Annotated in this window: 16 protein-coding genes; 4 read left to right on the top strand and 12 right to left on the bottom strand. The window is 63.3% G+C overall.

Annotated elements, in window-relative coordinates:
• Nucleotides 1-259 precede the first annotated feature (259 nt).
• The 6 genes from J4O76_RS03755 to J4O76_RS03730 all read right to left on the bottom strand — a co-directional run bounded on the left by J4O76_RS03755 (nt 260) and on the right by J4O76_RS03730 (nt 11,038).
• Nucleotides 260-1,564: a carboxylesterase family protein gene (locus J4O76_RS03755; RefSeq protein WP_426280364.1), complete on the bottom strand. Its 1,305-nt coding sequence runs from the start codon at nt 1,562-1,564 to the stop codon at nt 260-262.
• A 27-nt stretch (nt 1,565-1,591) separates the two neighbouring features.
• Nucleotides 1,592-3,868 (bottom strand): beta-glucosidase, encoded by a 2,277-nt coding sequence (locus J4O76_RS03750; protein ID WP_426280363.1) that lies wholly within the window; start codon nt 3,866-3,868, stop codon nt 1,592-1,594.
• Between the two features lie 149 nt (nt 3,869-4,017).
• Entirely contained in the window at nt 4,018-4,755 is a 738-nt protein-coding gene (locus J4O76_RS03745) for an SGNH/GDSL hydrolase family protein (protein WP_426280361.1), read from the bottom strand.
• Nucleotides 4,756-4,776: 21 nt separating this feature from the next.
• On the bottom strand, nt 4,777-6,366 hold the full coding sequence (locus J4O76_RS03740; protein ID WP_426280359.1) for a long-chain fatty acid--CoA ligase: 1,590 nt from the start codon (nt 6,364-6,366) through the stop codon (nt 4,777-4,779).
• Between the two features lie 10 nt (nt 6,367-6,376).
• Nucleotides 6,377-7,918 carry a glycoside hydrolase family 30 protein gene (locus tag J4O76_RS03735; protein ID WP_426280357.1) on the bottom strand — a complete coding sequence of 514 codons (1,542 nt, stop codon included), beginning with the start codon at nt 7,916-7,918 and terminating at the stop codon, nt 6,377-6,379.
• A 78-nt stretch (nt 7,919-7,996) separates the two neighbouring features.
• On the bottom strand, nt 7,997-11,038 hold the full coding sequence (locus J4O76_RS03730; RefSeq protein WP_426280355.1) for a TonB-dependent receptor plug domain-containing protein: 3,042 nt from the start codon (nt 11,036-11,038) through the stop codon (nt 7,997-7,999).
• 322 nt (nt 11,039-11,360) lie between these two features.
• Here J4O76_RS03730 and J4O76_RS03725 point away from each other — a divergent pair, with 322 nt between their 5' ends.
• On the top strand, nt 11,361-12,098 hold the full coding sequence (locus J4O76_RS03725) for a TetR/AcrR family transcriptional regulator (protein ID WP_426280353.1): 738 nt from the start codon (nt 11,361-11,363) through the stop codon (nt 12,096-12,098).
• A 327-nt stretch (nt 12,099-12,425) separates the two neighbouring features.
• Here the strand turns inward: J4O76_RS03725 and J4O76_RS03720 are convergent, their stop codons facing one another.
• The 3 genes from J4O76_RS03720 to J4O76_RS03710 all read right to left on the bottom strand — a co-directional run bounded on the left by J4O76_RS03720 (nt 12,426) and on the right by J4O76_RS03710 (nt 18,357).
• The gene (locus tag J4O76_RS03720; protein WP_426280351.1) at nt 12,426-14,798 is read right to left on the bottom strand and encodes a TonB-dependent receptor; all 2,373 of its coding nucleotides are present in this window, start codon (nt 14,796-14,798) and stop codon (nt 12,426-12,428) included.
• A 79-nt stretch (nt 14,799-14,877) separates the two neighbouring features.
• Nucleotides 14,878-15,324: a DUF2946 family protein gene (locus J4O76_RS03715; protein WP_426280349.1), complete on the bottom strand. Its 447-nt coding sequence runs from the start codon at nt 15,322-15,324 to the stop codon at nt 14,878-14,880.
• A 228-nt stretch (nt 15,325-15,552) separates the two neighbouring features.
• On the bottom strand, nt 15,553-18,357 hold the full coding sequence (locus J4O76_RS03710; protein WP_426280347.1) for an ATP-binding protein: 2,805 nt from the start codon (nt 18,355-18,357) through the stop codon (nt 15,553-15,555).
• Nucleotides 18,358-18,592: 235 nt separating this feature from the next.
• Between J4O76_RS03710 and J4O76_RS03705 the strand changes: the two genes are divergently transcribed.
• Nucleotides 18,593-18,829, top strand: coding sequence for a hypothetical protein (locus J4O76_RS03705; protein ID WP_426280345.1), 237 nt, complete (start codon nt 18,593-18,595; stop codon nt 18,827-18,829).
• A gap of 12 nt (nt 18,830-18,841) precedes the next feature.
• Here the strand turns inward: J4O76_RS03705 and J4O76_RS03700 are convergent, their stop codons facing one another.
• A complete protein-coding gene (locus J4O76_RS03700; RefSeq protein ID WP_426280343.1) occupies nt 18,842-19,219 on the bottom strand; it encodes a hypothetical protein in 378 nt (125 codons plus the stop codon).
• A 91-nt stretch (nt 19,220-19,310) separates the two neighbouring features.
• Nucleotides 19,311-19,679 (bottom strand): winged helix-turn-helix transcriptional regulator, encoded by a 369-nt coding sequence (locus tag J4O76_RS03695; RefSeq protein WP_426280341.1) that lies wholly within the window; start codon nt 19,677-19,679, stop codon nt 19,311-19,313.
• Between the two features lie 122 nt (nt 19,680-19,801).
• Here J4O76_RS03695 and J4O76_RS03690 point away from each other — a divergent pair, with 122 nt between their 5' ends.
• Nucleotides 19,802-20,416: a glutathione binding-like protein gene (locus J4O76_RS03690; RefSeq protein WP_426280339.1), complete on the top strand. Its 615-nt coding sequence runs from the start codon at nt 19,802-19,804 to the stop codon at nt 20,414-20,416.
• Between the two features lie 327 nt (nt 20,417-20,743).
• Here J4O76_RS03690 and J4O76_RS03685 read toward each other — a convergent pair whose 3' ends face one another.
• On the bottom strand, nt 20,744-21,667 hold the full coding sequence (locus tag J4O76_RS03685; RefSeq protein ID WP_426280338.1) for a GntR family transcriptional regulator: 924 nt from the start codon (nt 21,665-21,667) through the stop codon (nt 20,744-20,746).
• Between the two features lie 119 nt (nt 21,668-21,786).
• On the opposite strand from J4O76_RS03685, the gene J4O76_RS03680 reads away from it, so the two are divergent.
• Nucleotides 21,787-23,160 carry an NAD-dependent succinate-semialdehyde dehydrogenase gene (locus J4O76_RS03680; protein ID WP_426280336.1) on the top strand — a complete coding sequence of 458 codons (1,374 nt, stop codon included), beginning with the start codon at nt 21,787-21,789 and terminating at the stop codon, nt 23,158-23,160.
• Nucleotides 23,161-23,177: the final 17 nt, after the last annotated feature.

Genomic DNA, 23,177 nt, shown 5'->3' with positions numbered 1-23,177 from the left:
CCGAATCGTGAAGGGCAAGCGTAAACGCCGGATTTGTCTCGCATGGGAGCGGCTGGCAAGGAGGCATCGGCGTTCTCGAAATCGACCCGATCTCAGGGAGGCCCAGGATCCGATTAGAGTGGACCTACCGCTTTTGAGAAGGCGGGTGCTCGATAGCTGCGATCGAACAATCGCTGCCTCTACAGAGCGCATGGAGTTTCAGGGTTGCCAGATCCGGCAGGTCAGCGGCAAATCCTGACCTGCTTCTGGTGAACGGGAACTAGAACAGAGTTGGCACTGGACCAGGGACTGCATCGAACAGCTGTTCAGTTGCGGCTGGCATCATCGGTGCCATTCTGGTCTGCTTTGAAAAGCGCTGGAACTGCGGATGATTGCCCGTCAGCGCTGGCCATGGAGCTTCGCCGCGAATGAAACGAGCCCAGGCCGCTGTCATGCGACGTGAAATCCGCCGGTCGACCACAGTGTATGGTCTGTCCGAAGATCGGCTAAGAGTACCGAACACGTAGGGCAGCTCGGCGGAATGGAACGCTCCCCAACGTTGCGCCTCCGCGCCAGGAGGTACGCGCGCGAAGAGGTAGGCGTAAGTCGGCGACAGGCGTCCCTTCGGACGACCGCGCCACCAGTCGAGCACCGCCCTGACGCCGCACCAACGCGCCGCGGCGCGCCTTTGCATCCCGCGTGACCGTAGGGCGGCACCCGCACCGCCGCAGTTCGCTGGCGGAGCGCTTAATCGATCTCCAGGCGTGAACGCAGTAGCCTCGTCCGCATTCATCCCGACCAGCATCGGGACATCGATGGCCGAACCACTTTGCCAAGCTCGCTGTGGAGATACTGGCAGATCCGGCGACAGTCTCAGCCGCGATCCCGTCCCCGTAACGCCTGCCTCCGGCGGCAGACCACTCTGCGCGATCGCTCTGGCGAACAGCCCTTTCGCTGACGGCATGGCGAGCATGGCGTGCACCAGCATCGCCCCCGCCGACTGCCCCGCGATCGTTATCCGCTCGGGGTCGCCACCGAATGCCGCGACATTCCGCCTCACCCACCGCAGCGCGTCGACCACGTCATGCAACCCGACATTCGGCCGCGCACCCTTCCGCGTAGCGAAGCCGTCCTCACCCAAGCGGTAGTTGACCGTCACGACGATGACCCCGCGGCGGGCAAAGGCTGTTCCGTCGTAGACGGGAACCGATCCCGATCCCGCTACGAAGCCCCCGCCGTGTATCCAGAACAGGACCGGAGCGCGTCGGGGCTTCCGTGGTGTCCAGATGTTGAGGAACAGACAGTCCTGAGCCACGATGCCCGACGCAACGAACTCTGGGGTCCAGGGTCCAAAGCCGTGCGGATCGATCCTTTGCGGACAGTTCGGCCCGAACGATCCCCCTTGTCGCGCAATCTTGGTAGAACTGACGCCGGGGACACCCGCCCGACTTCCACCATCAGCAGGCGTCGCGTAGCGAATGCCCAGGTAGCGCACGATCTTCCCGGCTCGCACGCCCGTTACCTTCGCGCCGTCAGTCTCGACCGTCGGAGCGGCGGCGAGAAGCGCGGCAACGAGCGTCAGCAAGGATCGTCACCTCGACGGGAGCATCGATTACGGATGCAGACGCCCCTCAGCCATTTCGAGATTGGCGCTGAGGGCCCGGTCACCGGCGAACCGCGCGATCGTGACGGGGTAGTTTCCTGCCGCTACGTGCCAATCGTTCGCCTTGACGTCGAAATCGGCCAGCAGTCTCGGGTCGATGTCGATACTGACGCGCTGGTTTTCGCCCGGTGCCAGCACCACGCGCTTGAAACCTACCAGACGAGTGCTCCCCCCGTTCCGCTGCCCCGCCTGGACGTATGCCTGCGGCGAGTCCGCGCCCGCGACCTTACCAATATTCGTCACTGTGAAACTGATGCGCGGCGTCGCTCCAGGTTCGATGCGCAGATCGCCGTAGCTGAAGCGGGTGTAGGAGAGGCCGTAACCGAACGGGAATAGCGGCCGGACACCGTGCTTCAGATACGAGCGATAGCCGACATCCGCCCCCTCGGCATAATCCACATCCACAAGCAGCGATCGTTCGACCATGCCGTAGGTGCTTCCCTTCTGCTGCGCCCGATCGGCCTCCTTCATGGCGGATAGCCCTGGAACGACGGGACGTGGTGCCTGCGCCTCGCTGGCGGGGAACGTCATCGGCAACCGGCCGGATGGGTTGGTCGCGCCGAACAGAATGTTGGCGATCGCCTCGCCCCCGCGCTGCCCCGGATACCAGGCCTGAAGCACCGCAGGTATGCGCGCGAGCCAAGGCATCAGCACTGGCCCGCCCGTCTCCAGAACGACCACGGTGCGCCTGTTGGCGCCCGCTACCGCGCCGATCAATGCGTCCTGCCCGTCAGGTAGCGACATCGTTTCGACGTCCTGGGCTTCCGTGCGCCACTGCGAGGCGAATACGATCGCCAGATCCGCCTTTCGGGCGGCCACGGCAGCGGCGGCAGGGTCCGTGCCGTCTACGAAGCTGATGGCGGCGTTCGGCGCCATCCTGCGGATGGCCGCCAGGGGTGACGAAGCATGCCATGTCACGCGCGCGAAGGATGCGGCTGCGCCCTCCTTCAGCGGTATTTCGACGGGGGCGCCTCCGACCGAGCGCACCTGACTCGATCCGCCGCCCGACAGGACGCCGACGTCCGCATGAGAGCCGATCACCACGATCGATTTGACGGTGCGAGCCAGCGGCAGAAGGTTTCCTTCGTTCTTCAGGAGGACGCTACCCTTTTCGGCGACCTCCTGCGCGACGCGGGCATGGGCATCATAGTCGATCGACTGGGGGGCTGTCGGGACCGGATCGTTGATCAGGCCTGTGCTGACGACGCCCCACAGGATGCGCTGGTTCATATCGGTCAGCCGGGCAGACGATACCGTCCCGGCCGCAAGCGCGTCGTCAAGCGGCTTCCCGAAGAAAGGCCCCTTGTCTAATTCGCGACCGGACTGCTGATCCAGGCCGGCGTTGATCGCCTTGACGGTCGAATGAACGGCGCCCCAGTCGCTCATCACCCAGCCCTTGTAGCCCCAGTCCCGCTTGAGGACCTGGTTCAGCAGGACGTCGTTCTCGCATGCCCAGTCGCCGTTGACCTTGTTGTAGGAGCACATGACGGAACCGGGGCGGCCCCGCTCGATGGCGATCTCGAAGGCGAGCAGATCGCTTTCGCGCAACGCAGCCTGGTCGATGCGAGCATTCACGGTCGTTCGCAGCGTCTCCTGAGGATTGAGCGCGAAATGCTTGACCGTGGATACGATGTGGTTGGACTGGACGCCGCGTATGGACTCGCCGGCCATCACGCCGGAAAGCAGGGGGTCTTCACCGAAATATTCAAAAGTGCGCCCGCCCCATGGATCACGGGTCAGGTTCACGCCGCCCGCGAGCAGCACGTTGAACGTCTTGGCCCGTGCTTCGGCGCCGATCATCGCACCGCCCCGATAGGCAAGGTCGGGGTCGAAGCTCGCGGCGATCGCCAGGCTTGCCGGCAGCGCGGTGGCGACATCGCCCTTGCGCTGTTCGATCTGGTTGGCGACGCCAAGCGACGCATCGCTTTCACGCAGCGTCGGCACCCCAAGCCTGGGCACTCCCGGTACATAGCCGGCCGAGGGAATCATGTCCGCGGGACGGTCTTTGCTCATCGGCGGGAAGTAGCCGAAGACATAGGCTTGCCTCTCGGCAGGCGTCATCCGGCTCGCTAGCGCGGCAGCCTGCCGTTCCGCGGAGTTCTGCCGTTCGGGCCCACGTGTCGCTACGCTCGCGTCGGACGGATCCTGCGCGGCTGCGCCTTCAGCCGTGGCGCCTGCCCGCGCTGCAAGGAGAACGGTCATGACGGCGGACGGCGGACGCTTCATGGGATGTCTTCCGATCTTCAGGTTCGCAGCCGGCAGGATGCGAGGAGTGAGGTTCAGCCGGGTTTGAGAATGAGCCCGGCGATCCGTCGGCTTCGCTGCCGTCCGGATCGCACGTCGCGGGGCTCATTCGGAACGAAGAACTCGCCGCATCACTCTGCCAGAGCGCGCAGCGTGGGATCGGCGACGGTCTTCATGACGTCGTAGCCCCGTTTGTTGGGGTGGACGCCGTCATCCGTCAGTTCCCGCTTCATGCCGCCCGTCGGTGTCGCCATCGCGGCATAGTAATCGATGAACGGGACACCTTGGCTCTTCGCATAGTCGCGAAGCCAGCCGTTCATCGCTGCGAGCTGCGTTGCCGGGCGCATCGATGGATTCCACCAGAACGCATCCGCTGGGAGCAGCGACCCGAGCACCACCTTGATCCGGCGCGCACGGGCCAGATCCACCATCGTCCGGATGTTGTTCTGCCAGGACTCCGGGGTGATCAGCCCGGTGTTCCCGGCTATGTCGTTCGCCCCCGTCAGAATGTGAACCGCGCCCGGCTTGAGCGCGACGACATCCTGATAGAAGCGTAGCAGGATCTGCTCGGAAGTCTGGCCGCTGATCCCGCGGCCGAGGACCGAAGACGAGAAGAACGCAGGCTGATCGCGCTTCCAGAACTCCGTGATCGAGTCACCGATGAACACGATACGAGGGGAGGCGGCGACCTTCGTATTCTCGTCGGCGTAGCGACACAGATTGGGCCAGTCGAGCTGGCGTCGTGCGCCGTCCTGCTCAGCCTTGGCCTTCTGACCTACCTGCGCATCGATGCGCGCGCATGCATCCTCCGTCATGGCGGTCTGCGGCTGCGCAGTCGCTGCGGCGAGGGCAATAAGTGTCGCTAACATGACGTTCCTTCGATTGAGGCCTTAGGCGTTTGCGAACGAACCGGCATACCGATCGCGCAGAGCGCTCTTCAGTATCTTGCCGGTTGCGGTGTGCGGGAGCTCGTCGACGAAGACGATCTCGTCAGGGAGCCACCATTTTGCGACATGGCTCTGCAGGTGGTCGCGAACTTCGGCTGCCGACACCTCGCTGGCCGGACGCCGAACGACGAGCAGGATCGGCCGTTCTCCCCATCTGGGATGGATCGCGCCGATCGCCGCGGCTTCTGCGACGCCGGCACAGCCGACGGCGGCGTTTTCCAGATCGACCGAGCTGATCCATTCGCCACCCGACTTGATCATGTCCTTGGCGCGGTCGGTGATCTGCATCGTGCCGTCGAGATGCATGATCGCGACATCGCCGGTGTCGAACCATCCGTCGCTGTCCACCGCATCGGAATTCGCCGCGAAATACCGACGGATCACCCAGGGCCCCCGGACACGTAATCGTCCAGGTGTCACGCCATCATGAGGCAGACGCGCGCCGGCATCGTCGACAAGGGCCAACTCGATGCCGAACGGCGGTTTGCCCTGACGTGACGTGAGCGCAAGCCGCTCGTCCTCGTCCATCGTCGGCCAGGCCGCGGGCCACTGCCCCATCGTGCCGAGGGGCGACGTTTCCGTCATGCCCCAGATGTGGGCAACGCGGACGCCCGCCGCCTCGAACCGCGCGATCATCGACGAAGGCGCCGCGGACCCACCGATGCTGACGTGACGAAGCGCTTGCGGGAAGGTGTCAGTGGTATCCGCATAGGCCAGCAGGCTAAGCCACACCGTCGGCACCCCCGCCGAATGCGTCACGGCTTCGTCAGCCATTACGCGCGCCAGCAGCGCCGGCTCGTTGGTGGGACACAGCACCAGCTTCGCGCCTGCGATGGCGGCCGCAAAGGGCAGCCCCCAGCCGGCCGCATGAAACATCGGCACGATCGGCAGTATCACGGCAGCAGCCGAGAGGTCGAACATGGAGGGGGCAACGGCAGCCATGGCATGGAGCACCGTCGACCGATGGGTATAGAGCACGCCTTTTGGAGCACCCGTCGTGCCGCTGGTGTAGCAGAGCATGCATGGCTCGCGCTCGTCACCCTCGGACCAGTCATACTGCCCGTCCTGAGACTCGAGCAGGTCGGACAGGCTTCCTGATCCCGTGCCGTCGATGCGGATGAAGTGCTCGATCGTCGGCCAGCGGTCGCGTAGGCGATCAACAAGGCCTTCGAAGGCAACGTCATAGAAGAGCACACGGTCGGCCGCATGGTTGACGATGTAGATCAGCTGCTCGTCGAAGAGGCGGGGATTGAGCGTATGAACGATGGCGCCCATCCCGATCGCACCGAACCAAGCGGTGAGATGGGGCGCATGGTTCATCGCGAGGGTCGCGACGCGGTCACCGCGTCCGATGCCCATATGCTCCAATGCCTGTGCCAACCGCCGTGCATCTTCGGCGAACTCCGCCCAGGTGCGGCGCGTGACCGTCATATCCGGCCAGGCCGTCACGATCTCGGTGGTGCCGTGGTGACGCGCTGCGTGCTCGAGCAATTGCGGGACGCGCAGTTGGTGGTCCTGCATCGACGCGATCATCGCCGCGTCCTCATGACGGCGCGCGCCATTTGAACGTTACGGCAGATTGCCCCTTCAAGTGGAAGGTGAAGGCACCGTAGGGCGTCGAGATGATCGGATCATGGTCGGCGCCGTCGGCGTTGTAGGCGAGGAGGGCGACGGTCCCGTCAGGATTGGCGAACGCCACGGACAGGACGTTGTCGACGCGCTCGGTCGAGGCGATCCGCACGGCACCGCGCTGGACGAAGCGGCTGAGATGGCCAAGCGAGTAGTATTGGACGTTGCGGCTGTAGGTGCCGGTGATCGGCTCCACGGTCACGATGCCCGTGCAGGCAAGACAGCCGCCCTTGTGAGGACCGAATGTCGTATCGAGCGCGACGTTGAAGAACGCAACGCCGCGAGCCCAGTTGCGGGTGGTGCCGATGATCAGGTTCTGCATGTCGTAACCGAGGTTCGACGCCCAGTTGATCGCGGTCGCCGATCCGACGCATTCGGTGAAGAACACGTCCTTGAGAGGATACTGATTGTGGACGATCGACTGCTGCGAGACGTCTCCGCCGTAGCAGTGGAATGCGCTGCCGCTGACATACTGCGCCGCGCGCGCGTTCGCGAGCACCTGCAACGCCTGCGGGTTGAGGTCCCAATTGTGATCGAGTTCGAGAAGCTTCGTCTGCGGTGATGCCTCCGCAAGCTGCGGACCGACGTGATCGGCGAACAACGCGGCGCGCTGGTCCGGAGACAGCAGCATGCCGGGATAGTCCGTCGGTGCGAACGCCGGTTCATTCTGGATGCTCATGTAGTCGAGCGGGACGCCGGCCGCGGCATAGGCCTGGGCCGTCTTGGCCAGATACGCGCCGAAGACGTGGAAGCTGTCATCGCGCAGCGTGCCACCGATCAGCGATCCGCTGGTCTTCATCCATCCCGGGGGACTCCACGGGGTGCCCATGACGACGAGGTCGGGATTGAGCGCCTTCGCGGCGCGGACCGTCGGCAGCACGTCGGTGGTGGCGGGCGCGATCGAGAACTGCGCCAGGGCCGGATCCGTCTGTCCGGCTGGGAGATCATCGTAGCTGTAATGCGTCCTGGAGAAGTCGGACGCACCAAGGGTCAGCCGGGTCATGCCGAAATGGTTGCCGCCTGCGCCGAACAGATCATTCATCAGCGCCGCGCGCTGGGTGGGCCCGAGGGCATGCTGGATGAGGTAGGCGGACGCATCGGTGATGCTCGCGCCGAAGCCTTCGATCTTCTGATACCGGACGCTCGGATCGACCACGATCACGTTTCCGGCACCCGTCCCGTTGTAGAAGGGGATGGGCGCCTGGGGTGCGAGCAGCGACTGCTGATCCCCCGTCGTCAGCCACGCCTGGGCGACGAGGCCTGTCTGAGAACCGGCCAGTGCCGCTGGAGTAGGCGCGGGCGTCGGCAGTATGGCCGGTAGCGCACCGGAGACGGCCCCCTGCACGACGGTGACGAGACCTGCGGCGGTCTCATCGTTTGACGCGCCGTAGAGCAACGCGCTTGCGCTGGTTGCAAACAAGAGGCCCACTGAGGCCAAGCCCAAACGCTTAGACATTCTCATCCTAACCTCTCGATTGTTGATGCACTCGGATGGGGTGATGACGGCATCGCGCCGTCATCACCAAGCATCGGACTAGAACTGCGCGGTTACGCCTGCAAAGAAACGACGACCGATGATGTCGCCGAATGAAGCGGCAGGGTATTCGTTCTTGCGATCGAAGAGGTCGTTGACGCCAAGGCGCAAGGCGTATCGATCGGCAATCGTGTATTCGAGCGACACGTCGTGCCGGTAATTGGCGCGAACCTTGTAGAAGCCGTCGGTGGAATTCTCGACGGTTGCACCCTGTCCGGTCAATGAAGGCGAGAGGTAGTTCAGCGCGTAGGTGATGAGCGCCGGACCGATCTTGTATCGCGACTCGAAGTGAACCGACCATTCCGGCAACGCCACCGTTCCGTCGAGCTTCTGCGTCACTCCAAGGTAGACAACCTCTTCCAGACGATTGTGCGTCGCAGACGCCGTCAGTGCGAGCTGGCCCGGCAAGGATGCGGAAATGCTGCTGAGGGAGAAGCGGTAGTCGATGTTGTAGAGGTCTGATTTCAGCCGTGCCGATCCGGCGTTCACGGTCGTGGCGACGCCGCGGTTGATGTCGCCGTTGCTGTCGTAACCAAGAGTTCCGCAATAGACGTCCGACTGCGGCTGCTGGTCAAAGCAGGTCGACGCGAACTCGTTGACGCCGAACAGGGCCAGCGCATTGCCGATCTTCAGATCGAGACGATCTGCGGTGATTGTCAGCCCGCGAAGGAACGTCGGCTGGAACACGAACCCGAATGTCAAAGCGTTCGACACCTCGTTCTGCAGTTCCGGATTGCCCCTGGTCGTCAGCTGCACCTGTGAGGTGCCTGTCCCGACGAAGTTGGCGAGGCGGTTGTCGACCGTCGGTGCGACGCCGGCCGGCAAGCTGTTCAGTCCGTAGTTCGCGTTAGCGGTGAACAAGGCGACGCAGTTCGCCCGCCGCGCCGTCGGGTTGGGACCGCCATTGATCGCCGTGATCGAGCACGGGTTGCCTGCGCCGCTTATCGCCACCGAACCGGGTGCGCTCACCTGATTGATGCTGGGTGCGCGGAAATTGCGGCTGCGGTTGATGCGCGCCGTAAGGCCCGCGCCAATCAGCCAGCGGCCGCCGACGCCCCAAACGGAGTTGTTTCCGGCTAGGGTGCTGTTGACCAGGCGATACGAGCCGTCGAAGTCGAGCGCCTGGACCAAGGGCAGACGAAAATCGCCGCCGACCAGGGGGACTGCGACTTCACCGGCGATCTCGTCGGTGTTGAAGCCCCCACGACCGCCCACGGCCTTGATGCCTGCAAGGTAGATGCCGTCTAGGTCACCCTGCAAAGGATTGAACGACGCGCGCTGATCGCGATGCTCGTAGGTTGCGCTGAACTTCGCCATGCCTCCGGGCAGACGCACCACGTCGCCGCTTATCGTGGCCAGCACGTCGTCCTGCAGGTTCTTCACCGGGCCGAGCGTGCCGGAATCGGTCACGCCGCTCTTGCCGACGGCATAGTTCAGGACGGCCTGACTTGGCCGCTCGGTGCCGAAGATGTTGAACGGGACGCAGGACGCGTCGACGACAGTCGCCTGGTTGATCGCGCAGACGATCTGGCCGGCCGAGTTGCGGACGGCATTCGCCGCATTGCGGAAATTGGGATAGATGGGCGCGTACGCATCGATATCGGTATTCACCTGACCGTGCGAGTAGGACACCTCGTAGTCGAAGCGCCGCTTCCCAAGGTTGAAGTTGCCGTTCAACGCAGCCAGCGCGCGATAGGTCGTGGTCGTGAAGAACTGGTCGCCGCCATTCGGATCGACGTCGAGGAAGTTTTTCGAGAGATAGAGCGGCTGGCCAGCGGCAAAGCCCGGATTGGCCGCTGAAAGCGCTTGGACCGTGCTCTGCGACAGATACGGATTGTTGCGGGTGAAGGGCAGGGGCTGCAGGTCGGAATACGCGAACGACAGCACGGGGATGTACTGCTGAAGCAGTGCGCCTCTCTTCACGAGACGCGACCGCGTCCGGGCAACCAGCAGTTCGGTCGAGAACGTCAGGTTGCTGGTCAGATCGTAATGACCGATGAGCGATCCGATGGCTCGCTCTACGCCAGGAACGAGCGTCCCGTAGTCCTTGAAGGGCCAACGCAGATCGCTTCCCGTCGCGGAGGTGGCAACTCCAGGAACCGGAGTGCCCAGCCCCTTCAAGGCAATGTTGCCGTCTCCGTCGATCGTGACGCCGCGGCCACCCTGCTTCACGACGCCGTTCACGTCGTAGTTGAACGGTCCGGTAACGACGAGGCCGTTTTGATCCACGTACTGCGTGGCGTCGTTGTATGCGGTGGTGAACGGAATGCCATTGGCGCCAGCACCGGGCGTGAGGTTTAGACCGGCTCCCGAAATGAAGCGGTCAGAACGCTGCTTGAACACGAGCGGGTCGGTCTTGGAGTAATCCGCTTCGATGGCGATGTTGCCTCGCCCGCCCGCGAAGTTCCGGCCCGCCGTCAGGCGCACGGTATGGAGCGAATAGTCGCCATCGCCAGTTACGGTATTCTGCGCCTCGAGGCGCACGCCCTGAGCGTTCTTCTTCAGAACGTAGTTCACGACGCCACCGATCGCGCCTGATCCGTAAACGGCGGCGCCGCCGCCCTGGACCACTTCGATCCGGTCCAGCAGTCCGAGCGGGATGATGTTCGTATCGACCGCTTCGTCGCCCAGACCAAGCGAAGTGGAAACCGTGCGGCGCCCATTGACGAGAGTCAGAGTTCGAGCGGGCCCGAGGTTGAACAGGTTCGGAAAGTCGGCACCGGCTACCGCTTGCCCGTTCGAAACGTAGGGCTGCGGATTGCGCTGCGGCGTGTTGGAGGTCAGCTCGTTGAGTGCGTCGCCGGCCTGGTTGAAGCCGCGCTGCTTGAAATTGTCGGCGTCCAAGACTGCGACGGGAGCGGACGCAGTCTCGTCGACGGAACGCCGGATGCGTGACCCGGTGACGACGATCTCGTCCTTTCGAGCCCCGTCCTGTCCGTCGGCCGGGTTTTCTGCCGCATCTGCCGCCGGCGTAGCCTCGACAGGCGCCTGTTGAGCCCATGCTGCACCGCTTCCCGCAAATGCCAGCCATACAGCAGTCATGCACCCAACAGTGTGCCGCCGCGACGAGACCTTACGCATGCTAATCCCCCTCCTAAAGCGCCTCCTTTGCGGAGACAGAGCTGCTCTGCGGCCATCCGCAAGCGCCCGATTGAAAACCAACCTGATTCGGTGTATGAAATGTTATTGTTGTTACCGACAGTAACATTATAAAAATGACGTTGGCAAGCGGGATATGATGGGAGACCGTATGCAAACCGGAATGGGGCCCCATGCCGTCACCGAAGAGGAGTCGCCGTCCTCGTGGCCGCCTTCGCCGGGATCCCGGGTCGCAATGGCCACGCGAGTAGACTACGATGCACGAATGACGCCCGCCAAGGACATCGCAGCCCCGCTCACGAACAAGCCTCGCCGGACCCGCGCACCGGCCCGTACTCAGTCCGAGCGGCGAGAGGCGACCATCCAGGTCATTCTGGACGAGGCCGAAACGCTTTTTGCGTATCATGGTCGAGATGGCGTCACGATCAAGGCGATCGCGTCCGCTGCCGGGGTGACGCCGGCACTCATCAACTATTATTTCGATGGCTTGGAGAATATCTTCGAAGCCGTCTGGTCTCGTCGGGCATCCATTCTGAATCCGATCCGCATTCAGGTTCTGAACGACTACGAGGCACAGAATTCCAGTAAACTGGAAGCCGCCGGAGCGATCGACGCTTTTCTAAGGCCGATCTTCGATCATGTGTTCTCGCTAGGCGAAGGCTGGTCCAATTTCATGTCTCTGATAGGCATGACGAACACCACCCGATTCTGTGGCGCATTCTACATGGACAAGCATTTCGATGACGTCGTTCAGCGCTTCTTGGAAATCATGCGCCAGATAGGAAACGTGCCTGACGAAGAACTGTTCTGGTTTGCGCATCATCTTCTGGGATCCTTGACATTCTCAATGGCCCAGACAGGCAGAATCAACCGGATCTCCAAAGGAAAATGCAGCTCAGGAGATTACGACAACGTGCTGCGTTCGAGCGTTCAGCTGTTTTCCAGTGCTTACGTCGCGCTTGAGGCCAAGTACGCCAAGCCGGAGACGCCATCGATCGTATAGTCGGCGGCTAAGATCGAAGATCGGCTGACTATCAAAATTCTATGTGGAGCGACGCTTGCCACTGACATTTGGCACACCGTTTTTTGCTGACGTGATGACCGGTATACGGTTCGCTTGATGATCCGGCTAGATCCGGTCCAAGCGGGGCCGCTCTAACTTGCCTACTTCCATGCGAGGCTTCCTCTTGTGTTCGTCCAGCGCAGGCAACTCATTCTGCAAGACCAGCATGGAAGTGCCAGCGCCATACCGCGTTGTACCACGGTGCGCCGGACGTCCCCCGGCCGTCAGGTGGGTTCCTGCTCATTACCGAAGCGTCCATGCCCGCCTTCATAATGCCTTGGTCAGGCGTATCCCGATAGTCCGTGGCGGGCCGACGAGATAGGAGAAGTAGCTGGTCGCAGTGGTGTTGCCGGGCGACGTCGTGAATTCCTGGCCAAAGACCGGCACCGCGTCGAACAGGTTGGTGACGAACAGGTCGATTCCCACGCCGCCACGCATCGTCACCCCTGCCGAGGCGTCGACGAGCGTATACGCCGGACGCGGCAGCACCTCGCCTTCGCCGAACCCGCTGTTGGAGCCACCGACGTGACGCGCCGCGGCGAACAGATTGCCGGTCAGTCCTTCTGTGAGTGCGGTCTCGTACTCGCCGCGAACATTCCACAGCCAGCGCGGCACATCGAGCACGCGGGACCCTGCCGGCAGCAGAAGGTTGGGAACGTCGTTGCGGTAGGTCGCGTCGGTGAGCGATCCGCCCGCGTGAAGATCGAGCCCCCGGACCGGCGACACGGAAACCTCAAGCTCGCCGCCACGGCTACGAACCCGGCCGGCATTGACGGTGAAGGCGATGGTCGTCGCATTGTTGATCCCGCACGCCGTCTGGAACGCCTGCTGATAGTCCTTCCAGTCGATCGCATAGGCAGCACCGTTGATCCGCACGCGACCGCCCCAGAGGCTGGTCTTGGCGCCTATCTCGTAATTGTCGGTACGATCGCTGTCGTAGGGCGGCGGTACATCGGGAATGGCTGCCGCGCGACGTTCCGCGGCCGAGCAGATATCATCCGTCACGGGCGCATTGACGCCCCCAGTGCGGAATCCCTGCGAGTAGCTGGCGTAGAGCGTCGCGGCACGGCTTGGCTCATAGCTCAGCGTGAAGCGCGGTGTGACGCCGTTCTCGCGATTGCGCTCTTCATAGTCGTAGGCGAGATCGCCGCCTGCGACGCCACCGATGCCGTAGCGTCGGCTCGCTTCGCGCTGGCGATAGGCAAACACCCGGGCGCCAGCGGCGACCTTCACCTTCGGCACCACGGCATAGGTCAGCTCGCCGAACGCCGCGACCTCGCTCTCACGGAAGCGCACCGTCGTGTCCTGGATGACGGCCGGGCTGCTGGCACCAAGCGGCAGCGGCGTGGTGACGCCGAACAGGTCGGCGACGGTGATCGTGCGACCCGAGTCCTGATGAAGGTCGCGGTAGAGCGCGCCGAACACATATTGCAGCTGCCCCGGGCCATCGGACACCGCGCGCACCTCCTGCGTGAATTGTTTCGTGCGGCCGAAATCCTTGAGCGGCGTTGGGAATAGCTTGCCGCCTGGACCCGGTCCGACGATGTCCTCGACGATCGGAGAATCGAACGCGGTGACGTCGAACGACAGACGGTTGCGCCGGTCGAGCCAGGACGAATTGGACGACAGGGTGAAGCCACCGAGCGCATCGAACCGGTTCTCGATCAGCAGCGAGCCGATGACGAACCGATCCTTGGCATACGTGTCGGCATACCGCGCCTTCAGCCGCGCGCGCTTGCCAAAGGTCACGTCACTATGGGGACGGTCGGCATTGCTGTAGGCGTCCTGCCAGACCAGCGACGGCGTGATTGTCAGGCTCGGCGTGGCGTTCCATCGAAGCGCAGCGCGAACCGTGCCGGTACGCGTCCAGTTGACGTCCTTGCGGACCGCCGACGTTCCCGCATTCTCAGTCAGGTCGCCGGTAGTGGGTCGCAGATCGTCGATCCAGCCGCCCTGCCGGACAAACCCGCCCGAGACGCGCAGCGCCAGGGTGTCGGCGACGATCGGCAGATTGAGCATCGCCTTGGCGTCCCAGCTCGTGCCGCCATCGGTGATGGTCGAAACGCTCGCCTGACCCAGTGCGGCGATCTTGGTGGCATCCGGCTGGTTCGTCACGATGCGGACCAGGCCGCCCATCGATGACGATCCGAACAGCACGCCTTGCGGTCCGCGCAACACTTCGACCCGAGCGACGTCGAACAGCTGCGGGTCGGGTTGTGAAAAGCCGCGGAGCGCGCGGGTCTGAAGCGGGGTTTCGTCGAGATAGACGCCTGTGGTCGGCGACTGGACGAACCCGACCCCGCCGATCCCGCGAATGATGTACTGCGAGTTGCCGGGCCCGGTGGTCGCGAAGGCCAAGCCGGGGACAGAGTCCGCCACGCGGGAGAAGTCCTGCGCGTTGAGGCGGCGAAACAGGTCGGCGGAAAGAATGGTGACGCTTGCCGGCACGTCCTGAAGCGCCTGCGGGCGTTTCAGCGCCGTGACGATGATGTCGCCGGTTTCAGCCGGTCCAATGCCCTGCGCATTGGTGGCTGTTAGCTCGGACTTCGTGATGTGTGCTGCGTCATCCTGAGCGGATACCGAGACGGCGAGCAGGAGGCAGGGCAGGCACGCCCCCGCCAGCAGGTGGGATCGGATCATGTATGGGCCTTTGACCGGCCCCGCGAAAGCACGCGGGCCGTTGACGTGGTTGCTCCTGAAGGAGCGCGCGATCAGGTGGTCAAAGGACGGGCGGGGGGCCTCGAAGCGGAGGCCGAAGATGGCCACGGCGGACCGTTGCCGGTTGGATGGCTGGTGACAGCCCGATCGCCATGACGAAGGCGATCAGGGCGACGAGCTGAACGGGATCGATCGCACCGAGCGATGCGGCTGACAGGCCCGAAAAGGCGCACGGCATTTCAGCTTTGCCGTGGTCCTGCGACCTGCCGTGATCGGGCATGTCGCCGTGCATCTCTGGCATCGCCATCGTCACGGCTCGAGGAGCGACGCCGGAACAGAGCTCTATCGTGATCCGGCCATGCTCGGTACCGATCATGTATCCGGCCGGCACCAGCAGCTTGAGCAACAGCGTTGCCGCGCACACGAGCACGGCGAAGTAGCGTTGCGCTATGAGGCGACGAACGGCTAGCACCGAGACGCGGGTAGCGCAGGCCGGCAGTCCTGTCATCGTCGTATCGGCCTTCGCGGGCAGGACTGTTGACGGGATTCACCCGGGGAACGCGGCACCCGCGGCGTTCGCGGGCGAACTCGAAGAGCAGCGGGCGGGCTTGAGCCCGTCCGCTGCTTCACCCGCGCGCCTGCGCGACAATGATGGTCGGTCCATGGTTGCCGCTGCATGAAAGGCGGGTACACCGGACCATGGTCCGCGTGACCGGTCCGACGGCCGTTGACGCGCTCAATGGATCAAGGAGGGCCGCCGGTCTGCGACCTGGCGCATCGCGTAATCAATCTCCGCGTTGCAGATCGGCATTTTGAGCAACCGACGAGCCTCCTTCAGATCGAACGTGTCAAAGCCCTCCGTGAACTGGCGGTAGACGTCCGACAGGACGGCTCTCCCCTCCGAACCCCGACCGTCCGCTTCGAGGACGACGCAGAGACTCATCGCCGATCTGAGCGCCCAACTTCTCGAGCCCTGAAGGTTCGCCAGATCTAAACCGAGGCGGACCAGTCGTTCCGCCTCTGCAACCCCCGCTGCTCCGGTGCGCTGCAGATGGCGGAGGCCCCGCAGGCGGTAGACCTCCTCGCGGCACCAGATCGCATCGTCCCGATCCGCACGGCGGTCGATCCACGATCCGAAATGCGCCTCATGCGCCGTGCATCCCATCGCGCGGGCATATGGAAGGAACTCCATCTCGCGCGACGCGAACCTGCTCGGCGATTGCGACTCTCCATTCTCGCGCAGCGGCAGCAGCGCGAGTTCGAGGGCGTTCCCCAACATCTTCCAACGCTCCACGCGCAGGCTTTCAGCTTGAGCCTTCAAGATCGCAAGCATCCGATCGGCCATCGCCAGATCGCGCCGCCAGAGCGGCACCAATGCGCCGTTCACGAGGACGTGGCAGAGCGATGCCGGATGTCCGAGTTCCGATGCCTCCGCCAGCGCTCGTTCGACGTCCTCGCGCGCCTGGTCCGGGAATCCGCTGACCCAGTTCGAACGCGCCCGACTCGTCAAGGCGGAGATCCGGGGATCGATTTCGAAGGGCAGGGTTGGCGGCGGACCCACGATGCTGGCGGCACCGCGCAACATGCCATCCGCAACCACCTTGGCCTCAACCGACCGGCCAAGGAAGAACAGCGAGTGGGTCAGGTGCGACTGATGTTGAAGCTCTGCCTGCGGATGGCCTGCCCGTCGCGCCGCCAATCCGACCTGCGCCGCGTACGATGCCGCGACTTCGCACTCGAGATCGGCACCGCGGCTATGGAACAGCCCGAACAGCGCGAATAGCTCCTGCGTGGCGTCGCCCATCTCCCGCGCCAGCGTCAACGCCTGCAGGAGCGACGTCCAGAACAGCGGCGTGACGCCGTTCTCGAGATCCGCCAGCGCCAGGATGTTCGCAAGCCGCATCTGCAGGTTCGGATCCGGTGGGACGATCAGCGCTGCGGCGGCGGCAACGCGTTGCGCCCAGCCATGGAATTCCGAGATCAGCAGAAGGTCGATCCAGGTCGGGGCCGACGCGATGATGAGTTCACAGCTCGTCCTGATGTCGCCATCCGGCGACAAGGCCCATTCCAGGCTGCGACGCACGTCGTCGATGAGATGCCGCGACACGCCTCCGCTTCTCCATTCCGCCCGGTCCGCACCTGTGAGCAACTCGACGAGATGCCTTGCGCTGGACCGGCATAGCTCAGGAAGCTCCCCGGCTTCCTGAGCCTTCGCCATGCCGAACTCGCGGGTGGTCTCGGCCAGGCGGTAGATCGGCAGCGAGCCGCGATGCTCCACCGTCAGAAGGGACTTGGACACCAGACTCGCTACGAGATCCGCGACGTCCAGTTCGTCCGCATCCGGTTCCCCGGCGAGGGCGATGGCCATCTGCAGCGGGAACCAGCCTCTGAGGATCGATAGACGGCGAAGCGCCAGCTGTTCCTGACGATCGAGGAGGCCATAGCTCCATTCCAGCGTCGCCAGCATCGTCTTCTGGCGCGGGCGGGCGTTGCGGCGCCCTTGGGTCAATAGGGCAAGTCCCCGGTCGAGGCGGGCCAGCAAGGTGGTCAGGCCAAGCAGATCGACGCGGGCGGCGGCGAACTCGATCGCGAGCGGCAATCCGTCTAGCCTGCGGCAGATGTTGGTCACGAGCGGGACCTGCGCGTCGTTGAACTCGAAACGGTCGTTGTTCGCTCGGACGACTGCGAGAAACAGCTCGACTGCAGGGTAGGACATGGCGACCTCACAGGACATCGGTCCGTCGCCCGACGGAGCCGCGAGCGGCTCGAGCCTGACGACGCGCTCCCCCGCGGTGCGAAGCGGTTCCCGGCTCGTCGCCAGCACATGAAGCGTTGACACGGCTTGCAGAAGGTCGAGGATCACGTCCGCCGCCCCCGCGATCAGATGCTCGCAATTGTCCAGGACGAGAAGGACGGGTTTCGACCTGAGGTGATCGACGATCGTGGCGAGGGTGTCCGCGCTGTCCGTCTTCAGGCCCAGCACCTGCGCGATCGTCGTGCCTATCAATGCCGGGTCCTGCAGCGGTGCAAGGTCGATGAAGCGGCAACCTCCCTGGAACTCGGTGCTCAGACGTTTCGCGGCGACGAGAGCGACGGACGTCTTGCCGATGCCGCCTGGCCCGACCAGCGTCACGAACCGGTGCTTCAGGACTTTCTCGACGAGCGAGGATACCGCTTCGTCCCGGCCGACAAGCTGGACGAGCGCCGCTGGCGGGTCCAGAGGACGCGGCTCCGAGTGCTCCGCGGATGAAGCGGTGCTCACTTCGGCCACCACCTGAACGGGCGCGATGAAAAGGTAGCCCCGACCCGGCGAATTCGCGATGTAGCGCGTGCCGTCCCGTCCGTCCGAGAGTATCCTGCGCAACGCCGCGACGTGCACCGTGAGATTGCTCTCGATGACCGTGGTCGCCGGCCACGCGAGCTGCATGAGTTCGGCCTTGCCAACCAGCGTTCCCGCCCGCTCCACCAGCGCCAGGAGTATGTCGAACGCGCGGCTTCCCAGCGGCTGCCGCTCCCCGTCACGCGATAGGGTTCGTTCCACGACCGATAGACGGAAGGGCCCGAAGGCGTATGCGTTTCGCACTCTCTTCACCGAATCCCCTTTCCCACCAGAGGGCGACGACGACGAGCGGTCTCATACGCATCGTCCGGCACACCTGCCACAGTGACGTTCCTCAAACCATTTCACATTGCTTTCCTCGTCGAGGATTTGGAAAAGGCCCGTTCCTTGATACGGCGAAGTCCTCGGTTGTGCCGAGCGTCGACGCGCCGACACCTTGATCGATTTCGACCTGTTCGGTCATCAGATTCCCGCTCACCTGAAGCCGGACTGCCGCAGCGGTCCGGCACTGGCCAATCCAGTTGATGGTCGTGACGTTCCCGTTCCGCACTTCGGCGTCATTCTGACGATGCCCGTTTCGCAGATACTAGCCGCTCGCTTCGAGTCCGCCAGCATAGCATTCGTGATCAAGCCATACATCCGCTTCAAGGGTAGCCTGGACGTGCGGCGGTAAAGGCGTCCTCTATCATCGCGCCGCCGCCAGCGAAGCAGCACCCGCCGGACGCTTACAAATACCCGGACCTGAGACAGGGGAAGCCAACGCTTTAAAAGCCGAACAGAACAACCGCTCTTGCCGCAGCAATTGAACGCCCCTTTGCCGGCGAACGGAGGGCCAGCCAATAGCCCAGTTCGGTAGTTTAAGCACACGCTCCGGGAGCAGTCCCACCGCGCCATTAAGCACGTCGGAGCCTCTTAGGGCTATTGCCCATGCCCGCTCGGCGGGCACGATCCGGTCGGGGAAGAATTGCATCCTGTAAAGCGTCGAGTTTTCCGAAAAGCCGGCATCAACCATGGGGTTATTACCAAATTGCGCCTTCCGGATCGAGGCGTTTCCACGCACCATCGGCCCCCGGAGGTAGCCCTCAAAGACCTCCGTCGGTGTTCATCGCCGGTGATGGGGCAAAATGACATTCCATCTAGAGCACTCGCCTCGCTCACTGTTCGTTGTCGTATCGTTCTCGACATTGGTGGATGTTGTCGAGGTTGGCGATGGACCATTCCGCTAACATCCGGAGCGGTTGCGCGAGAGAGCGCCCGAGGTCGGTAAGGGCATATTCAACCTGCGGCGGCGTGCGGGTCACTACGGTTCGGCTGGCGAGGCCGTCGCGTTCCAATGTCTTCAGTGTGCGGGTGAGCATCTGCTGGGATATTCCAGCGACTTGCCGCTTGAGTTCGTTGAATCGACGAGGCTGATCGCGAAGCGCGACGACAACCTGGACGGTCCACTTGTCGCCGACCCTGTTCAGGATTTCGCTGACACCACGGCACCCGGTTCCAGCGGTAGAGACGCCAGTCACATCCATCTGCCTTGGTCCTCAAAATATGCGTTCTTGTCCGTTTCGGGTTTGGCGGATAGCCCCGGTCAACGAAATAGACCAGGCCACCCGAATGTCGATTGACGCGGGTTGGCCGGACGGAGGCCATCATGATCCTGTACTACGTTCCGGGCGCTTGCAGCCTGGCCGACCATATCGCACTGATCGAAACCAAGCTTCCCTATACGCTCGCAGTACTTAGCGGCGGCAAGGGCGACATGCGGACGGCGGATGGCAGCGACTACCGCAGCGTCAACCCGCGCGGCGCCGTTCCCGCGATCCGCCTGGACGACGGCACGGTGCTCACCGAGAACCTTGCCATTCTCGCACATATCGCAGACCGCAGCGGCGCCCTTCTTCCCGATCACGCCCTAGGGCGCGTTCGCGCTCTCGAGGCGCTATCCTATATGGCGACCACCGTTCACGGCAATCTCGGCCCATTCTTCAGAAAAGCTCCCGAGGAGGAACTAGGGAGGGCACGGGAAGCGTTGGAGAAAGCATTCAATTCACTTTCGGAACAGATGGACAGCAACGCCTTCATGCTGGGAAGCGTTATGTCCATCGCCGATTGCTACCTGTACTGGACGCTGCTGGCGGCTTTGCGCTTCAACATATCCTTACCAACGCAGCTACGCAAATTCTTCGATCGGATGAACCATGAGCCATCGGTTATCCAGGCTCTGGCCGAAGAGGGCCTATCCAATGCGGGCGGTTCGTCCCGGTAACGATTAAGGAGTGGAACAGTCGTCGGCCTTGCAAAACCTCGTTGTGATGCGGTCATGATAAGGCTTCTACCATTCGAAGTTCGCGCAGCCAGGAAAAGCGGCTTTGTCGATCATGCGTCTTATCATCCTGCAAGCGTGTCGAGACGTTGTCGCATCTCTGTATCGAATGCGTTGTCTACCGCGGCGACAAGATCTGTTCCGCCCTAAGTATCGCCTTGGCCGCCATCCGCACCATGACGCTGATACCGGGAATGACGATGCGCCGGGTGTTCATCATGAACTTCAACCAGCAGTTCGGCACTTGGACGACGCTCGATACAGCTGGACTCAGCCGTTCATATCCAGGTTCGATGGCCTGGCGACGACTTCCGCCCTTGCTCTGCTTTTCAATATCGCCAGCGAGGAGAGGTGGGCGCGCATGTAGTCAGACGCCTCCTGCCTGCGATCCGTCAGAAGGAGATCCACCATGTGGACGTGCTCACGGCATCGGCCCTTCGCCGTGTCCCGGTCGAGCATCTGCTTGTAGTCTATCAGCCTGCGCAACTGATCGATGCGCCTGAGCGAATCGATGAAGAAGGTGTTGCGGCTGCACCCGGCGATCGCCTGGTGGAGCCCGGTGTTCAGTTCGAACAGCGTGATGTCGCTGACATCGTGAATCGCGCCGTCGATCAGCCACTGCTGCTGCTGGCGGACGACCTGCAGAATCTCCGTGTCGAGCGCGAAGCGCGGCTCGAGGATCGCCGCCGGCTCGATCAGCAATCGAAAACGGTAGCTGTCATCATACGCCTCCAGCGACGTGAGGACGGGTAGGAATTCCCAGCCATTGCCCGGCAGCCGTGCGATCCATCCCTCTTCGACCATTCGTCTGAGGATATGACCGAGCTTGCCGCGCGTGACGGGATAGCGACGCAGGAACTCGCTTTCGGTCAGGCGATCGGGAAGCTTGCCGTTCAGCCGGTCGTCCGCGATCTGAAAATACACCTGCTCATCGTCTGCAGCAGGCGCTGCGATGATCGACTTCGGCATGGCGTCATTCGACGTTGGCGCGATCCGCGTGCTGCCGTCGTCCGCTTCTTCGACGAAGCCCTGCATGCGCAGTACCGACAGCGCTCCGCGCACTGGCGAGCGCGACACCCGCAGCCTCTCCGCCAAACCGCGCTCCGTTACGCGTTCCCCTACCTTCAATATGCCTGATGCGATCAGATCGGTGATCTGCCCCGCAAGCTGCGTCGATAATGCGGTGGTCTTCATCGGATGACCATCGCTGGTATTTTATGCTTGCGCAATACCACGTTCGTTTGTAGGTATAGTTTCGCTACATAATACCAGCCAATAGTATGTGGCCAGGTGCAACTCACTCGAGGATTCCCATGCAGCTCTCGATCAATCCGGCTTCCGGCGACGAACTCGCACGTCTGGAGGACCATGACCCCGCGTTCGTCGAAGCAGCGCTGACGCATGCGGTCGCGGCGCAGAAGGCCTGGCGTCAGGTTGCCATCGAAGACCGGGTCGAGTTGCTGCGTCGCATCGCTCGGGTGCTTCGCGCCGATCTGTCGCGCCATGCGGAACTGATCTCGCTGGAAGTCGGCAAGCCGATCGCCGAGGCCGAAGGTGAAGTCGAGAAGTGCGCGATGAACTGCGACTTCTATGCCGAACACGCGGCGGCCTATCTTGCCGACGAGACCATCGCATCGAGCGCGTCCGAGAGTCTTCTGAGCTATGAACCGCTGGGTGTGGTCCTGGCGATCATGCCCTGGAATTACCCGCTGTGGCAGTTCTTCCGCTTCGCCGCGCCGGCCCTTGCGGCGGGTAACGGCACGATCCTCAAGCATGCCAACAACGTCCCGCAATGCGCGATGCTCATTCAGGACATCCTGGACAAGGCGGAGTGCCCAGACGGACTTGCCAAGGTGCTGCTGCTGCAGCCGGGCGAGGTGGCCGCGCTGATCGCCGATGACCGGATCGCCGCCGTGACGCTGACAGGCTCGACGCACGTGGGAACGATCGTAGCGTCGCAGGCGGGCAAGGCGCTCAAGAAGCAGGTTCTGGAACTGGGCGGTTCGGATCCTTTCATCGTGCTTGCCGATGCGGACATCGCGACGGCCGCGGCGATGGCGGTAAAGGCGCGCTACACCAATGTCGGCCAGAGCTGCGTCAACGCGAAGCGGTTCATCGTCGATGACAGCGTTGCCGATGCGTTCGTCGCCGCGTTCAAGCACAACGTCGAGGCCTTGGTGATCGGCGACCCGAAGGATCGTGCCACGCAGATCGGCCCGATGGCGCGCGCCAACCTTCGCGACGAGTTGGACCGCCAGGTGAAGGACACGCTGGGGCAGGGCGCGACCCTGGTCACCGGCGGTGCCCCGCTCGATCGACCCGGCTTCTACTATGCGCCGACGATCATCGACCACGTCACCGAAGAGATGACGGCAGCCCGAGAGGAGACCTTCGGTCCGGTCGCCGCGATCATCCGGGTGAAGGACGAGAACGAAGCCGTAAGGATCGCCAACGACACCGAGTTCGGGCTCGGCGCATCGATCTGGACAGCCGACGCGGCCAAGGCGCGGACCCTCGCCAAGCGCGTCGATGCAGGAGCGGTGTTCATCAACGGCATCGTCGCCTCCGACCCCCGCCTGCCCTTCGGCGGCATCAAGCGCTCGGGCTATGGCCGTGAGTTGGGCATCATCGGGATGCGCGAGTTCACCAACATCAAGACCGTCTGGATCGGCCCTGCGCAGGGCTGACCTCGAGTCATCAGGAG

The organism is Sphingomonas sp. NFX23 (genome assembly GCF_049887795.1).
In the GTDB taxonomy this organism is placed as follows: Bacteria; Pseudomonadota; Alphaproteobacteria; order Sphingomonadales; family Sphingomonadaceae; genus Sphingomonas.
The sequence above is the reverse complement of the archived record's forward strand: the minus strand, read 5'-3'. Positions and strand labels throughout refer to the sequence as shown.

Bases quoted from the DNA above. Each gene is read 5' to 3' on its own strand.
- J4O76_RS03685 (WP_426280338.1), bottom strand. From the start codon at position 21,667: ATGAAGACCACCGCATTATCGACGCAGCTTGCGGGGCAGATCACCGAT.
- J4O76_RS03745 (WP_426280361.1), bottom strand. From the start codon at position 4,755: ATGTTAGCGACACTTATTGCCCTCGCCGCAGCGACTGCGCAGCCGCAG.
- J4O76_RS03735 (WP_426280357.1), bottom strand. From the start codon at position 7,918: ATGTCTAAGCGTTTGGGCTTGGCCTCAGTGGGCCTCTTGTTTGCAACC.
- J4O76_RS03730 (WP_426280355.1), bottom strand. From the start codon at position 11,038: ATGACTGCTGTATGGCTGGCATTTGCGGGAAGCGGTGCAGCATGGGCT.
- J4O76_RS03720 (WP_426280351.1), bottom strand. From the start codon at position 14,798: ATGATCCGATCCCACCTGCTGGCGGGGGCGTGCCTGCCCTGCCTCCTG.
- J4O76_RS03715 (WP_426280349.1), bottom strand. From the start codon at position 15,324: ATGACAGGACTGCCGGCCTGCGCTACCCGCGTCTCGGTGCTAGCCGTT.
- J4O76_RS03690 (WP_426280339.1), top strand. From the start codon at position 19,802: ATGATCCTGTACTACGTTCCGGGCGCTTGCAGCCTGGCCGACCATATC.
- J4O76_RS03695 (WP_426280341.1), bottom strand. From the start codon at position 19,679: ATGGATGTGACTGGCGTCTCTACCGCTGGAACCGGGTGCCGTGGTGTC.
- J4O76_RS03740 (WP_426280359.1), bottom strand. From the start codon at position 6,366: ATGATCGCGTCGATGCAGGACCACCAACTGCGCGTCCCGCAATTGCTC.
- J4O76_RS03750 (WP_426280363.1), bottom strand. From the start codon at position 3,868: ATGAAGCGTCCGCCGTCCGCCGTCATGACCGTTCTCCTTGCAGCGCGG.
- J4O76_RS03700 (WP_426280343.1), bottom strand. From the start codon at position 19,219: ATGGTGCGTGGAAACGCCTCGATCCGGAAGGCGCAATTTGGTAATAAC.
- J4O76_RS03680 (WP_426280336.1), top strand. From the start codon at position 21,787: ATGCAGCTCTCGATCAATCCGGCTTCCGGCGACGAACTCGCACGTCTG.
- J4O76_RS03725 (WP_426280353.1), top strand. From the start codon at position 11,361: ATGACGCCCGCCAAGGACATCGCAGCCCCGCTCACGAACAAGCCTCGC.